Here is a 14,748-nt window from a genome sequence, read left to right on the forward strand (position 1 = left end):
AATGCGTCAACCTTGGCAGATTTGCACGAGATTGCCGCCAGTACCGGCAACAATGGCGATGGTCACCGAGTCCAGTCCCGTGGGTTCCGTAGTGAATTTCACCCCGCACGATGCCAGCCGTTCGTATTCCTGGTTTGTGTCATCGACGGCGAATGCGGTGACCGGTATTCCCCTGTTGGGAAAGTGCCTCCGGTTACCTTCTGGCCGCCGCTTCGCATTCTGTTCGAGTACCAGTTCGAGATCATCCGGCCCCTCGGGTGAGACGACGGTCAGCCCTCGGAGCTCCTTCAAAGGGATGCTCTGCTTGTTCACGAGGCCCAAAACATCCGTATGGAACCGGAGTACTTTGTGCTGTTCGTCCAGGAACAGGCTGTTCAGCGCGATTCGCATGTAAACTCCCCAGATGTTCGGGGCGCGGCCCCTTGTGAATGAGCGGTGTCGACATCGTTGAGCACGCGCCCGTTCACTCCGCTAATGCTTACGGTCGGACGTACATTCTTCGGCAAGTGTACGGTCGATCCAATCCCGGAGAGCCAAACGGATTGCACCGAAGTCCCTCCGGAAACGGCAATTTCATGGCGGACGCCGCTGATCCGCAGCATCCTGACGGCATTGCCTTTGGGAACCCGAACGGTCTGACCCTCTCCTGACACTTCCAAATCGAACCGGCCGGGATGTGACACGCAGACGTTTTGTCCGATTCCGGATATCTTGACCGCTTCGACGCCGTCGGGTCCAAGGGAACCGGCGACGAAGAACGGACCGGCACATGCCGAAAATACGAGCGTCAGCGCCGTCGTTACGATGATGTGGAGGGAAACTTTGCCGGTCGAAGATAGCGCAGCTCGTCCGCCGATTTGCCAAGGGTGTACAGTGGAAATAGGATGGGTCGATAAACTTGCACGGGCGGGGAATCTCACGGCGCCTCTCCAAATTCCTTCGTGTTAAAACAGGGGGGTGGGAATATCGCCCCAGTGCACATGAGCCGGAGGTTTTTCGATCGCATTGACGCGCGCGGCTTCGATGTCGACTCGCACCAGGATTAACGGAGCAAGACCATGAGCTGAACGAACGATGGCTTTCCCGAGCGGTTCGGGTCGGTGAGTCAGCGCCTGGCTAAAGAGCAGCTTGTACTTCCGCCGGTCGAAGTTCGCCGGCGTATCATGTCCGGCGTGCCCGGCCTCCGTTTCCATCGGCAGGTCGGCCAAATGCCAGTCCTCCGGCACCACATGGACCAGCAGAGGGCTTGCGCCGGCGCCCGACAGACGCTGCGGGACGCGCCCGTCCTCGACCGCGACGCGGTAGGCAGCCAACAGCTCGCCGGCGAGCGGTGCGGGTGAGAGCACGGCCGCATGTGCTTCGTAATGCGCGCTGAGGCGCGACAGCGTGTACTCCCTCAGACCGAGGGCAATCAGCACGGCAACGATGACTGCGGTCATGGTCAGTCCAGCCTGCGATCGGATCGGCCAGGGATGAAAGGGTACCGCGGCCGGTTCTGTTCCGAGCGGCCAGAGCATTGGGGTATGGGCCCGGTAAGCGACATAGGATTCGCCGTAACGCTGCTCGCACCGCCGCTCTTCTGCGATGGCGAGGAATCGATACAGCGATAACATCAATACATACGCGATGAGCGCCACGAATCGAGGCCACAGCAGCAGGGCACCCAGACCGAACAGTGCCAGGCCGGTGTATTGCGGATGGCGACAGAGGCGATACAAACCGGTCGTGACGGGGCCAAGCCGGCGGAATGTGCTCCAGTAAAGCTGAGTCGCCGCAATGAGAAACCATGCCGCGCCGCCCAGTACGCAAAGTTCCGCGACACGAGGCAGCGCATTGAGAACGGCGCTCCGGGTGATCGAGATATGCGGCAGGAAGAATTGGGTGAGCCAGGCCGTGACCGCCCAACGGTCGAGCAAATTCAGGGCGGGTCCGTACAGTGCATAGAAATAGCCGGCAGTCGGGCTGATCATGAACAGGATTTCCAGGCCGATGGCCAGATAGAAACAGCCAGCCTGCCGGTGCCAGCCGGCCTGCGTGATCGTCCGAAGGTTTGGATGGGGACATCGGGGTCATGGTTTTTCTCACTTTTTGCGTTGACGATGCGGCGTATGCTCGCCTTCGCGGGTAACGCAAAGATTTCACTGCGAACCGGCTTTGGTAACGCACGGTTTCCCCATGGCGCTTTGCAATCTTCCGTTACAAACTCATCCTCAAGCAGGGCGGATGATTCGGCATAATGGCATCATGACGCGATCTCCTCACCTTCTCATCGTCGATGACGACCGCGAACTCCGGCAGCTCTTGACCGGGTTCTCGATCCGGCACGGCTTTCGGGTGGATGCGGTCGCAGATGGCAAAGGCATGGCCAAATGGCTGGAAACGGGACGTTTCGATCTCGTCGTTCTCGATGTGATGCTGCCCGGCGAAGACGGCCTCGCGCTGTGCAGGAGCCTGCGGGCGGCTTCGAATCTTCCCGTCATCATGCTGACGGCGCTGGCCGATGAGACCGACCGCATCGTCGGTCTGGAAATGGGCGCCGATGATTATGTGGTCAAGCCGTTCAATCCCCGCGAACTCTTGGCCCGCATCAAGGCGGTGTTGCGCCGCAGTGGCAGCGTCCCGGCCAGCCGCCAGGATCACGGGGCGACTCTGGTGTTCGACGGCTGGCGGCTCGATCTCCCCAGGCGCCAACTGTATTCTCCCGAAGGCGTCTTGATGCCGCTGACCGGCGGCGAATTCGATTTGCTGGCCGCTTTTGCGCAACATCCCCAGCGTGTCCTGAATCGCGATCAATTGCTGGACTTGACCCGGGGACGCTCAGCCTCTGCCTACGACCGCAGCGTGGATGTCCAACTGAGCCGGCTGCGGCGTAAAATCGAGTCAGATCCCGCCGATCCGATGTTGATCAAGACCGTCCGCGGCGGCGGTTATCTGTTCACGCCGCGCGTCGAGCGCGAGCGCTGACCGCTATGAGATTCTGGCCCGACAGCATCGCGGGCAGAACCGTCGGGCTGCTGTTCGTGGGTCTGGTATTCACGGTGACGGTCAGCCTCTCCGTATTCCAGCTGGATTTTTTCCATGGCAAGGGCTGGGACGAGACTTTCCGGAACCTGGATCGCGTCGCCGTCATCGCTTCCATCATGGATCGGGTGCCGCGCGATTTGCGTCCCGAACTGCTCCCCGCTTTGAATGAGGGCAGCGTTGGGGTGATGTGGGAGCCTCATGCCAGCCCGCCGCCGCTACGCCAGGATGGCATGACCCGGCATTTGGCGCGGGACATTCGCGTCCTCGCCGAAGTGCACGGCATGCAACGTGTCGCGGCGGGCTATCCCTCTGTTGGTCCGGCAAGCGGGGGATGGCTGATGCCGCCGCCGGGACCGGCGGAGGTCTGGGTCGCGCTTTCGGACGGCACCTGGCTTCGCTTCGCCATCGCGAACGAAGCGATCGGCGGACTGTGGACATTGCGCCTGACAGTCGCCGCCGGGCTTTTCCTCGCGGGAATCGTGGTTCTGGGCGTATGGGCTGCGCGCAAGGTGACGGCTCCACTGGACCGCTTCGCCCTCGCCGCCCAACGCTTGGGTGCCGACGTGGATGCGCCGCCCATGGCCGAAGAGGGCCCCAGCGAAATCCGCCGGGCCGCCGAGGCCTTCAACAGCATGCAACGCCGCATTTCCCGCCTGATCGAAGACCGTACGCTGATGCTGGCCGCTTTGTCCCACGATCTCCGAACCGTCCTGGCCCGGCTGCGGTTTCGAACCGAGTTGATCCCCGATCCCGATCAGCGGAGAAAAGCGGGCGCCGATCTGGACGAAATGCAGGCCATGCTGCAGTCGACCTTATCGTTCGCCCGCGATGACACGGCTGTGGAACCATTGGCCGTGATCGATCTGGCGATGCTCCTGCAAAGTCTTTGCGATGATCTCCAGGATGCGGGGAAGACCGTTTCCTACGAAGGGCCGCTGCACCTGAACTTCGAAGGGCGGCCGATGTCGCTGCGCCGGGCCTTCGCCAATCTCATCGACAATGCCCTGAAATATGGGCAGGAGGCTGCGGTGACGTTGGCAGAACACGGCAAAGCCGCCGAAATCACGGTCGGCGATCGCGGTCCTGGAATTCCGGAAGCCATGCGTAGCCGGGTTTTTGCGCCGTTTTTCCGGCTGGAGTCCTCGCGTTGCCGGGAAACCGGCGGCATGGGGCTCGGACTCACCGTGGCCAGTGCGGTGGTGCACCGGCACGGCGGTGGCCTGGCGTTGGAAGACAGGCCGGGCGGCGGGTTGCTGGTGAGGGTCGTGCTGCCCCGCGCAGCGGCCCGTTCGCCTTGAAATGCGGGCGTTTTCGATCCGGGGGCGGAGCGCTGACGAAGAGTGCGGCCGAAGGATCGGGCGTTCTATAAATGTCGGAGCGGCTCCTGCCCATCCCGTAAAAAAGCGCTGTACATGTCTGTTCTCAGGCGGGTACGATCGGTCCGATGGCAGTTGCAAAAGCTGCCGCACATTGAGCGAATGGATGAACAAAATCATGCATACCCCAGCTTTAGCAGTCGCTGCCGCGCTGATGGCGGCCGGACCGCTTCTGGCGGAGCCCGGCGAACGTTATGCCCTGGACGATGTCAGCAAGCAGTTGCTGAAGGATGCTGCTACCAAGGCGGCGCCGCGTGAAGCGGTCGAAGGCGTCCAGGCCGTGGAGGAAGCGGCAGGACAGGCAAACAAGCTGAAGGAAACGGCGAAATCCGCGCCGGCCGCCGTCAAGGATCAGCTGCAAAAGACGGCCGCCGAGTCCGCCAAGCGGCAGGTCGAGAAAGCGGTGCCAGAACAAGCCAAGGAAGGGATGAAATCCATGGAAAGCACCGCCAAATCCATCAAACAACAGGTCAAAGCGGCGCCGAAATCTGCGGGCGAGGCGGCGAAGGCAGCCAAGGACAAAGTTCGGGAGGAAGCAACGAAGAAGGCTTTGGACATGTTGCCCTGATCGCGGTTCCAAGTGAGGGACCGTCATGGGCAAGCTCCTGCGATACCTCGCTATCGTAATGTTCGTCCTGCTGAACCGGGACAAGCTTGCGGGATGGTTGTCCGGATCGGATTCCCGCTTCACCTACCATACTGATGGCATGTACATGGCCCGTCCTCCTGAGTGAACGACCGGATTCCCGGGTCTGCCCCGGCTATCGTATCAGGGGCATTGCAGCAGTGATGTCCCTCATCGAAGTGGCGGATGCCGCCGCATCGACCGTCTGTTCCGACCTTTTCGGGTATTCGCGTGCAATCGCATCGGGGAGGGGCACATCGATGTCCATTCCCCCCGTGGCCGGTACAGGCGTACATTTCAAAGGGGTGTGGTAACGTCAAAAGTTTCAGGATTTGTGCTGTATCCTGAACAAGTGAAGGGCGGCCTGGCGTGCGGCCAAGCCGCTTCGACGCATTGTTTGGAGTTCAAGAGTCAACCCTACGGAGAGAATGATCGTGAGAAGGTCGTTAGATTTGGGATGCGGGGTCGTGCTGGCGCTAGCAGCAGGCACGGTGCATGCCGGCGACGTCGCGGCCGGTAAGGCGAAATATGAAAGTTGCGTCGACTGCCACGGTCGGGGGGAGGGGGACGCGGCCCCCAATGTCCCCAGCCTGGCCGGAAAAGACGCGAACTACATCAGGAGGGTGCTGAACACCTACAAGCGATGCCGGCCGGACGACTGGCTCCCTCCTTGCGGCGGTTCGGAAGAGCGCATCCAGCCCTTCGGCTGGGAGCACCGGTCCAAGGACAGCGATTCGATGCGGGAGATCGCTTCCGAGCTGAGCGATACGGACATCGACAACATCGCGGCCTACATCGCTACGCTTCGGAAACCTTGAAGAGGGTGCTGGCTGCGTCGGCGATGAGGTGTGTTCGGTCGCCGGGCGCATCACCGAGGTAAAGCCTCATCGCTATTGCCCCAAGCGCCGGCGGGTTTCAGCCGCCGGCGCGTTCATGGCGCAGGGTGATCCGGTCGTGAAGGGGGGCCGGGCACAGCGATACCACGTAAGTCGTCGGGCTGTCCTGCTGCAGTTCGTAATGCGAGGAGATCTGTATCTCGCGGGCAGTTTCCACGGCGATCACGTCCACCCGCTGGGTCGGGCGGAATTCGATGCAGTCCGGCCGCACGGCAGTGATTTCCGCGGTAGCGTAGTCGATCTTCACTTCCCCGAAGCGCATGGCCAGCGGCAGCATCACCCCGTCGCGGGCCTGAAGCTCGATTTCGCGTCCGCCGAACAGCGGCCGGCCGTGCTCGTAAAGGTGAAAGCGCTTGTCGAAGCCGTCCAGATTCAGCAGGTGGATGAAGCGTTCACCCGCGGCGTTGGCGGTCGAAGTCATGAAGATGCCGTGGTCGTGGCAGTCGTGCCGCAACGCGGCAACCGCGCCCAATCGTTCCAGAGCCGTGCGGAACAGGGCGATGTCGCAAGGGTAGGCAGCGCCGATGACGATAGCACGTCCCTTTCCGACCGCCGTTTCAAAGCCGCAGATCTCGCCGGTGTCGCAGACCCGTAGCAGCGCTTCGGCGGAGGAGACGGCGAAAGTCTGGGCGAAATGGGTGCGTACTTCCGGCCGCGGCGCGGCCCAGCCGTCCGCGGCGAGCGAGAGGAAATAGCGATCGCTGGCTTGGCGAAACCCCGAAATTTCGGTACCCAATGCCTCAGCCAGCACCATACAGGGTTCGCCTTCCATCCCGTAGCGCGGGACCTCCCCGTACAGCAGCAGCCCCCCGCCCGCGGACAGCCAATCGACCAGCTTGTGCTGGACCGCAGTGTCCATGTACCGGGCCGAGCCCAGCGCCAGCACTGGTGTGGTCTCAAGGTGGAGCGGCCGATTCTGGATATCTACCGCACCGAAGCGGTAGCCGCCGAGCAGCATCGCCCGGGCCATGGTTTCCCAGGCGCCGGGCCCGCGGTTGGTTTTCAGATTGCGGACGATTTCGGTCATCGCGGCGCTGGCGGGATAGTGGTATTCGGTCATGAAATAGTCGGGGATGAAGCCGAACGCCACCCGGTCGTGCTCCTCCTGCATGGCGGCGAGCTTGTCGGCGACGGCGGTCACGGTGCGGGTCAGGCTTGCCAGCCGCGGATAGCTGTAATTCAACCGGCCTTCGGGATCGACCGGCGCGGCGAAGCCGTGGCGTTCGCCGGTGAAAGCGATGCGATCGTCGCCGTCGTGTGGCGGCGGATCGAGCTTGTAGTTGCGGCCGCCGGCGAAGAGGTAGTAGTTGAGGAGCCGGGCGCCCTGGGCCAGGCAGATGCGCGCCTTGAAGTCGGCGGCAGAAGGGTCCAGCCGATTGCCATAGGTGTTGCCGTAGTTGCCGTCGCCACATTCGAACTCCATCGAAGCCGGTGGCTGTTCCGGTCGGTGCACGGCGTCCATGAAGGCATTGCAGAGGTACAGATCCTGGAAATTGTCGAACGTCAGATTTCCGAAATAGAGATCCGATCCCGCCAGGTAGCCGGTGTCCTGGGTGTAGCATGGATAGAGCTGGCTGATGCCGGTCGGGAAGTCCAGGCCGCGGCCGCCGCCGGTGCCGTGGATGTTGACCACGAACGGGATGCCGCAAACGCCGGCGCTTTCCGCCCATGTGCGCAGGGTTGCTACATAACGGGCGAAACGGTCGCGCATGTAGTGACCGAGGTCACGCATGAGGGCCGGGGCGTAACTCTCGGCAGGCGAGCGGATGCCGTCGCGGCGCGCCTCTGCCGCGTCTATGTCGAAGGGATAGCGTCGGCGCAAGGCTTCAGGACCGTGCAGGGTTTTCAGCCATGCGGCGAAATCCGCTAACACATTCTCCGTGAGGTCAGGGCAGTTGCTGAGCCAGGACAGCATGCCGATCTCGTTGTCGAGCTGCAGCGCGATCACGTTGCCGCCGCCCGGCTGCAGGCGCGGCGCGATCACGGTCATCACCGCGGCGTACCAGCGCTGCGCCTCTTCCAGGAAGGAGTGTGCCAGATAATCGACGGTATGGGTGGTTGCCGGCTTGCCGTCCCAGCCCACCGGTACGATTTCGGGATGCTTTTCGTAAATCCAGTAAGGCAGCCCTTCGTTCTTCAGCTCAGCCATCACGAAGGGGCCGGGACGAGCGATGAACCAGAGGCCGTTGGCCCGGCATAGATCGATGAAGCCGCCGAGGTCCAGTTCCGGGCGGGTGCGCCCGTCGAGGTCGATCCGGCCTTCGACGGTCTCATGGCAGAGCCAGGGAATATAGGAGGCGACGGTGTTGCAGCCGGCGGCTTTGAGCTTGTCCAAACGGTCCTGCCAGTCCTCGCGCCGGAGCCGGAAATAATGCACTTCGCCACTCAGCACCAGACGGGGCCGGTCGTCTATCAGGATGGCTTTGTCTCGGATTTCGATCATGGGTGGCTCCCTCAAGATATTTTCAGCACGAGCCCTTCGTTGGCGAGCAGGCGGAGTCGCCTCAGTTCGACCCGCCCAGCGCGCCGCATGCCGGTGCTCAGCAGAATCTCCGCGCCATCGGCGAGTGCGCCCAGGTCCAGTAGATATTCGCAGCCGGCGAAATCGAGCACGATCAGGAGGCGCTCGGCGCCGGCTGTCCGAGTATAGGCGAAGACGCCGTCGGCTACCGTTTCCACGCCCTTGTAGTCGCCTTGGTTCAAGGCCGGGTGGCGTTGGCGGAGCGCGGTCAGCGTCCTGAAAAACGCCAGCATGGAGCAGGGATCGTCCGACTGGCAGGCAACGTTCCTCATTGGCCAGTCCTGGCCCAGCGGCAGCCAGGGTTGCGTGCCCTCGGGCGCGAAGCCGGCGTTGGGCGAAGTGTCCCAAGGCAGGGGGGTCCGTGCCGCGTCGCGATTGAATACGCCGGAAATCCCGGGCTGGTTCAATGCTTGCGGATCACGGATGCGGTTCCTTGGGATCACCCCGTTCTTCATCCCCAACTCATCGCCGTAATAGCAGGTCGGCGTGCCGCGCAGGGTCAGCAGCAGCATGACGGCGACACGGGCCGCATCGGGGCCGATGCGGCTGGCGATACGGGGCTGGTCATGGTTGCCGAGCACCCAGGCGGGCCAGGCGCCTTGCGGAAGGATCGCTTCGTAAGTTTCGACCAGCCGCTGGATTTCCCCGGCGTTCCAGGAGGCATAGATCAGCCGAAAATTGAAAGGGAGGTGGAATTCGTCCCGCGCCGCGCCATAGTACTTGACGAGTTCTTCCTCCGGCACGTTGGTCTCTCCGATCAAGACCCGCTCGCCGGGGTAGTCGTCGACGACCGCCCGCATGGCCCGGATGATGGCGTGCAATTCGGGTTGGTTCGCGGTGTGGACGTGGAGCAGTCGGCCGTGCGGAGCGATGCCGTCCCAGGCCGGGTTCTCCGGCTCATCACGGAACTCAGCGTCCTTGATCAGCAGCCAGGGCACATCGACCCGGAAGCCATCCACGCCTCGATCCAGCCAGAACCGCATTGCATCCAGCAGCGCCTCCAACACGGCCGGGTGGCGCAGGTTCAGCTCCGGCTGTTCCGGCGTGAATTGGTGCAGATAGTACTGGCCGGTGGTCTCGTCGAAAGTCCAGGCGGGGCCGCCGAAAAAGCTGAGCCAATTGTTGGGCGGCCCGCCACCCGGCGCCGGATCGCGCCAGAGGTACCAGTTGCGCCTGGGATTGTCGCGCGAACTTCGGCTTTCCAGGAACCAGGGATGCTGGTCGGAGGTATGGTTCGGCACCAGGTCCAGGATCAGCTTCATGCCCCGGCCGTGCAACCCTGCCAGCAGCCGGTCGAAGTCGCTCAGTGTTCCGAACCGCGGGTGGATGGACGTGTAATCGGCCACGTCATAGCCGAAATCCCGCATCGGCGAGGGGAAGACGGGCGAGAGCCAGATAGCGGCGACGTTCAGGCCGGCCAGGTAGTCGATCCGGCGGAGGATGCCGGGAAGATCACCGAGGCCGTCGCCGTCGCTGTCCTGGAAAGACAGGGGATAGATCTGGTAGATGATACCGGTTTGCCACCAGGGCAGCGTGCCGTTCCCGTCCGTCATGCCCGTGCCGCCAGCCGCAGCAGGTCGACGAGGTCGAATAGGCGGGCAAGGTAATGGTCGTGCACATGGTAACCGTCATCCTCCCGGCCGGCCAACACGGGCTCCAGGGCATCGACGAAGCGTTCCAGCCGCTTCTGGTGAAACCCGGTCTTGGCCAGCAGCGGATCGACCACGACGGCGGACAGCGCGCCGAGAATGCCGAGGGCCGCCATCACCGTCCCCGTGCTCGCCGCGATCAGGCCGAATGACGCGCTCGCCGGAAACACCGTGTAATACCACGTGCCCAAGGTGGGGCCGAGCCAGAAATTGGCTATCGCGATCTGCTGGGCGATGGCCGCCGCCGCGGCGCTGCCGGCGGAAACCGCGCCCGGTGTCATCTGGCCGAACGCCGCGTAGCCACCGGCCAGGGTGGCGATGCTGGCCGCCAGTTCGGTCGCCGCCTGGCGGGTCTTGCCGTACTCCTGCAGCCTGGCCGCCAGCGATGTGCGAAATTCCACGGATCCGGCGTGGGACTGTATCGCTCCGAGATATTCCCCGAGCCGGGTCGACAGTTCGGGATCGCTCAGGATGGCTTCCAGGAGCGCATCATGGGTGGATTCGCGGGAGCCGTCGGAATAGGGCAGCTCCAGCAGTTCGACGTGGATCAACCAGTTCAGCTCTTTCTGGAACGCCGTGGGCAGGCCGGAAGGGACTTTGCCGAGCCGGCGGGCGAGGTCTTTTGCCCCGAGCTTTCCGGAAACGGCGGCGGCGGAATGGGCGAGAAACGCCGGGAGACTCCAAAGCAGATTGACAGGGATGCGGTAATAATCCCGCCCCAGCGTTTTCTTGTGCATTTCCCAGGCCCCGCGGAAGGAAAAATAGCGCTCCACGAAGCCCGGGATTTTCGCTTTCCGGCTTTCGATATAGTCCGCGACGCCGCGGGTGGCTGCCCTTTCCAGCAGTTGGTGGATCGCCTGCGCCGACTCCGGTTTCGATCTGTCCTTGTCCATGCCGGGATTGCACCTCGTTTGGCCCGGGAAGAGCCGGAGAGAGTATACAGTCATGCGTGAGGTTGGGGATAAGCGGCCGCGTGCCCGGAATCCCGCCCCGCGCGACTTGAGCCACGCCTGAGTCTGATAGCCTGGGACGGAAATCTTCGCGCGGCTGAACAGCGCCGCCTGGGGCAGGACGGCCGGAGCTCCGATCCGCCTTTGCGGGTGCAGCCGGGGTGGATGAACCAGGAAATCGAGCAGACCAAGTCGGATCATGCCTAACCTCCCAAAGGGAGGTTTGTTCATCAACTTTAACAAGGTCCTTTGTGGGAACTCCACGGAAATTCGTTGCCGTCACCGGCGCGCTGTATGGTCCGGCCAAAGTCTTGTTCTCGCCGCTTACATCGATTTGTAACATAAATGTCATATTTGCCCATTATCGTTGTGACGCCGATTTGCCACTGCCTGTTGCTTTGGGCATGACAAATACCACTTCACGAAATGAGGAATGACATGAAATCCGATCTGTTGCGTATGAGCGTGACGGCTCTGATGGGCGGCTTGCTGGCGCTGCCGGCCCACGCCGCGCTCGAGCTGTACATGGACAAGAAGACCAAGCAAATCTACGCCGAGCCCGGCCCTGGCCGGGTTCGCCTGGGAACCTTCGAGCAGGTGGAGGAGAAAAGTGCGTCTGCTCTCGAGCAGAAGCTGGACGAGAAAAAGGTCGAGCTTGAAGCGCTGGAGAAGCGCCTGGACAAGAAGGCGGCTGCTATCAAGGAATCCGAGAAGAAGGTGGCGAGTGCGCCGGCACCCTCCGGCGAGAAGAAGTGGTTCGACAAGCTCAGCATCAAAGGCTATAACCAGGTCCGCTACAGCCAGTTGCTGAACGGTGACGAGAACACACGCAACAATCTGGCGATGCCGAACGACAACTCCATCGGTCAGAACAAGGATTTCCTGCTGCGGCGCACCCGCTTGGCCCTGACGGCGGACGTGTCGGACCACCTGTTGTTCTATCTGCAGACGGATTTTGCAGCGAACACGCCGGCGGTGGATCAGAACAGTTCGACCAGTCAGTACCAGTTTGCACAGATTCGCGACGCTTACTCCGATGTATTCGTCGATTCCGAACGCGAATACCGCTTCCGTGTCGGTCAGTCGAAAGTACCGTTCGGCTGGGAAAACTTGCAGTCGTCCCAGAACCGCATCGCTTTCGAACGCAACCTGGCGACCGACGCCAACGCCATCCGCGACGAACGCGATCTCGGTGTCTTCGCAATGTGGTCGCCCGACGTCGCCCAGGAACGCTTCAAGTACCTGCAGAAAAGCGGCTTGCGCGGTTCCGGCGACTACGGCGTGGTGGCTTTCGGCGTCTACAACGGCCAGGGCGCCAACCGCTTCGAGCTGAACGACAATCTCCACATCAACGGCCGCGTCACCTATCCGTTCGAACTGCCGGGCGACCAGATCCTTGAAGTCGGCGCTTCCGGCTATAACGGCAAGTACGTCGTTCAGATGGCCAACTTCAACGGCCCGGCCGATCCGATCACCGGCAAGGTGACCCAATACATCGTCGGAAAGAACTTCTACAACACGGCGGCCGGCGGCCGGAATCTGACTCAGAAAGGGACGATCACCGGCACCAGCGTGGCCGGTATCAACGACGGCCAGGGCCAGCAGGATTTGCGCGGCGCCATTCACGCCGTGCTCTATCCGAAGCCGTTCGGTCTGCAGACGGAATGGACCTGGGGTATCGCCCCGACGCTGCAAGTCAACAACGCCAAGCAAGTCGCCTGGATCGAATCCAAGAACGTGTGGGGTGGCTACGTCCAGGCCCATTACAAGATCGACCATTTCTACGGCGGCTGGATGCCCTATGCGCGCTTTGAAACCTATAATGGCGGCAGTAAGTTCGACAACAACTCGCCCAACATTTCAGAACGCTTGTGGGAGTTCGGCGTGGAATACCAGCCGTGGCCGGAAGTCGAAGTCACCGCGGCCTACGACCTGATCAATACGACCAACTTCCGTACCGTCACGGCGGGCACCACCGACGGCTGGAACTCAAAGTCGCTGTTTGCCGGTTACGGTCAGGCCGACGGCAACGTGCTGCGCCTGCAGCTTCAGGCCAATTACTGAGCCCGGCGGGCCTCAAGCGTATCGTCGACCACAATTCAAGGAACGCGGATATGAAGACCAAACTATCGATAGCGGCCACGCTGATCCTCCTGGCGGCGGGTTGTGCGCTGCACACTCCGATCGATGCGAACACGCCTGAACTGGCGAACGCCCGTTTCGATTATCAGAACGGGCGCAACGCTTACGCAACTTACTGCTCGGCCTGCCATGACAACGGCACCAATGGGGCACTTACCCCTTCGGCCACCGTCATCTGGGGCGAACCCTCCGCGTTGTGGCGGAAGATTCTGAACAAGCACGTCGATCGGAAATATCTGGAAAATCCGAAAACCATCGTCGGTCCAGGATATTCCGAGAAGAACGTCGCCGATGCGATTTACTACATGGTGACGCAGCCCGGCAACCGCGGCGGCGCTTGGTAAGAAACGGCAGCCCCGAGACGCCGGATTCCCGGTCATGCGTTGCTGCTGCTTTTGAAACAATGCAATAAACTCGACAGTGGAGAAATTCACGTGAAAAAGATCGTCAGCATAGGTCTGGCCGTGTCGGCCACCGTCTTCGGCGCCGGCGCATGGGCCGCCGGTGGGCGTGATACCATCAGCATCGTGGGTTCTTCCACGGTGTATCCCTTCGCCACCGTGGTGGCGGAACACTTCGGCAAAGGCGGGAAATTCAAGACGCCTAAGGTGGAGTCCACCGGCACCGGCGGCGGCATCAAGCTGTTCTGCGCCGGCGAAGGCGTCGATCATCCCGATATCGCCAACGCTTCGCGTCGTATGAAGGACACCGAGTTCCAGCAGTGCAAGAAGAACGGCGTCAAGGAAATCGTCGAGGTCAAGATCGGGTTCGACGGCATCGTGCTGGCGCAGTCCAAGAAGTCCAAGCCGATGGAACTGAGCCGCAAGGATATCTACCTGGCGCTGGCGAAGCGGATTCCGGATCCCGACTGCGGCGGCTGCGACAATCTGGTGGACAATCCTTACAAGACTTGGAAGGACGTCAATCCCGCGCTGCCTGCCATCAAGATCGAAGTGTTGGGGCCGCCGCCGACTTCGGGAACCCGGGATGCCTTCGCCGAACTCGCCATGGAGGGTGGCTGCAAGGAGTTCAAGTGGATCGCTGCTCTGAAGAAGGACAACGAGCCGGAATTCAAGAAGATCTGCTACACCATCCGTGAAGACGGCGCTTATGTGGAAGCCGGCGAAAACGACAATCTGATCGTGCAGAAACTGGTTGCCAACCCGAATGCGGTCGGCATCTTCGGTTACAGCTTCCTGGAAGAAAACGCCGATAAGGTTGCTGCAGCGAGGATCGAAGGCGTGGACCCTTCGTTCGAATCGATCGCCGATGGGAGCTACTCGATTTCCCGCCCGCTGTACTTCTACGTCAAGAAGTCCCATGTCGGGATGATTCCGGGTATCGCGGAGTACATCGCGGAATTCACCAGCGAGAAAGCCTGGGGTGAAGATGGCTATCTGTCCGAACGCGGATTGGTTCCGCTGCCGGCCGACGAGCGGAAGGAAATGGCAGAAGATGCGAAGAAACTGAAGCCGTTTTCGCTGTAAGGCTGTTACAGTCTCTGTCGTTCCGCAACGGCCCGGGGATCTTCGATCCTCGGGCTTTTTTCTTGGGGAGAGTTCGGA

The 14,748-nt window shown here is 61.8% G+C and carries 12 protein-coding genes; 7 read left to right on the top strand and 5 right to left on the bottom strand.

Features of this window, described 5'->3' with window-relative positions; all coding sequences use genetic code 11:
• Positions 1–6 precede the first annotated feature (6 nt).
• Together N4J17_RS10075 and N4J17_RS10080 are read right to left on the bottom strand one after the other, a co-directional pair.
• Positions 7–390, bottom strand: a complete 384-nt coding sequence (locus N4J17_RS10075; protein ID WP_198324109.1) for a VOC family protein — start codon at positions 388–390, stop codon at positions 7–9.
• A 554-nt stretch (positions 391–944) separates the two neighbouring features.
• Positions 945–1,970: a methyltransferase family protein gene (locus N4J17_RS10080; protein ID WP_198324107.1), complete on the bottom strand. Its 1,026-nt coding sequence runs from the start codon at positions 1,968–1,970 to the stop codon at positions 945–947.
• 274 nt (positions 1,971–2,244) lie between these two features.
• Here N4J17_RS10080 and N4J17_RS10085 point away from each other — a divergent pair, with 274 nt between their 5' ends.
• The 4 genes from N4J17_RS10085 (at position 2,245) to N4J17_RS10100 (ending at position 5,843) form a co-directional block, all read left to right on the top strand.
• Complete coding sequence (locus N4J17_RS10085; RefSeq protein WP_198324106.1) at positions 2,245–2,964, top strand: response regulator; 720 nt, start codon at positions 2,245–2,247, stop codon at positions 2,962–2,964.
• 5 nt (positions 2,965–2,969) lie between these two features.
• Entirely contained in the window at positions 2,970–4,322 is a 1,353-nt protein-coding gene (locus tag N4J17_RS10090; protein ID WP_198324105.1) for an ATP-binding protein, read from the top strand.
• A 196-nt stretch (positions 4,323–4,518) separates the two neighbouring features.
• Complete coding sequence (locus N4J17_RS10095; protein ID WP_198324125.1) at positions 4,519–4,968, top strand: hypothetical protein; 450 nt, start codon at positions 4,519–4,521, stop codon at positions 4,966–4,968.
• Positions 4,969–5,453: 485 nt separating this feature from the next.
• Positions 5,454–5,843 (top strand): c-type cytochrome, encoded by a 390-nt coding sequence (locus tag N4J17_RS10100; RefSeq protein ID WP_198324104.1) that lies wholly within the window; start codon positions 5,454–5,456, stop codon positions 5,841–5,843.
• A 97-nt stretch (positions 5,844–5,940) separates the two neighbouring features.
• Here N4J17_RS10100 and N4J17_RS10105 read toward each other — a convergent pair whose 3' ends face one another.
• Genes N4J17_RS10105 through N4J17_RS10115 form a run of 3 tightly spaced genes read right to left on the bottom strand, consistent with a single transcriptional unit; the run spans position 5,941 to position 10,984 of the window.
• Positions 5,941–8,364 carry a beta-galactosidase gene (locus N4J17_RS10105; protein ID WP_198324103.1) on the bottom strand — a complete coding sequence of 808 codons (2,424 nt, stop codon included), beginning with the start codon at positions 8,362–8,364 and terminating at the stop codon, positions 5,941–5,943.
• Positions 8,365–8,375: 11 nt separating this feature from the next.
• Positions 8,376–9,995: an alpha-amylase family glycosyl hydrolase gene (locus N4J17_RS10110; RefSeq protein ID WP_198324102.1), complete on the bottom strand. Its 1,620-nt coding sequence runs from the start codon at positions 9,993–9,995 to the stop codon at positions 8,376–8,378.
• Positions 9,992–10,984 carry a DUF6635 family protein gene (locus tag N4J17_RS10115; protein WP_198324101.1) on the bottom strand — a complete coding sequence of 331 codons (993 nt, stop codon included), beginning with the start codon at positions 10,982–10,984 and terminating at the stop codon, positions 9,992–9,994. Before N4J17_RS10115 ends, N4J17_RS10110 begins: the two co-directional genes overlap by 4 nt.
• Positions 10,985–11,479: 495 nt before the next feature.
• Between N4J17_RS10115 and N4J17_RS10120 the strand changes: the two genes are divergently transcribed.
• The 3 genes from N4J17_RS10120 to N4J17_RS10130 all read left to right on the top strand — a co-directional run bounded on the left by N4J17_RS10120 (position 11,480) and on the right by N4J17_RS10130 (position 14,670).
• The gene (locus tag N4J17_RS10120) at positions 11,480–13,105 is read left to right on the top strand and encodes a porin (RefSeq protein ID WP_232470722.1); all 1,626 of its coding nucleotides are present in this window, start codon (positions 11,480–11,482) and stop codon (positions 13,103–13,105) included.
• A gap of 50 nt (positions 13,106–13,155) precedes the next feature.
• On the top strand, positions 13,156–13,527 hold the full coding sequence (locus N4J17_RS10125) for a c-type cytochrome (RefSeq protein WP_198324100.1): 372 nt from the start codon (positions 13,156–13,158) through the stop codon (positions 13,525–13,527).
• Positions 13,528–13,617: 90 nt separating this feature from the next.
• A complete protein-coding gene (locus N4J17_RS10130) occupies positions 13,618–14,670 on the top strand; it encodes a PstS family phosphate ABC transporter substrate-binding protein (protein ID WP_198324099.1) in 1,053 nt (350 codons plus the stop codon).
• The last annotated feature ends 78 nt before the right edge of the window (positions 14,671–14,748 follow it).

Source organism: Methylococcus capsulatus, from assembly GCF_036864975.1.
Lineage (GTDB): Bacteria > Pseudomonadota > Gammaproteobacteria > Methylococcales > Methylococcaceae > Methylococcus.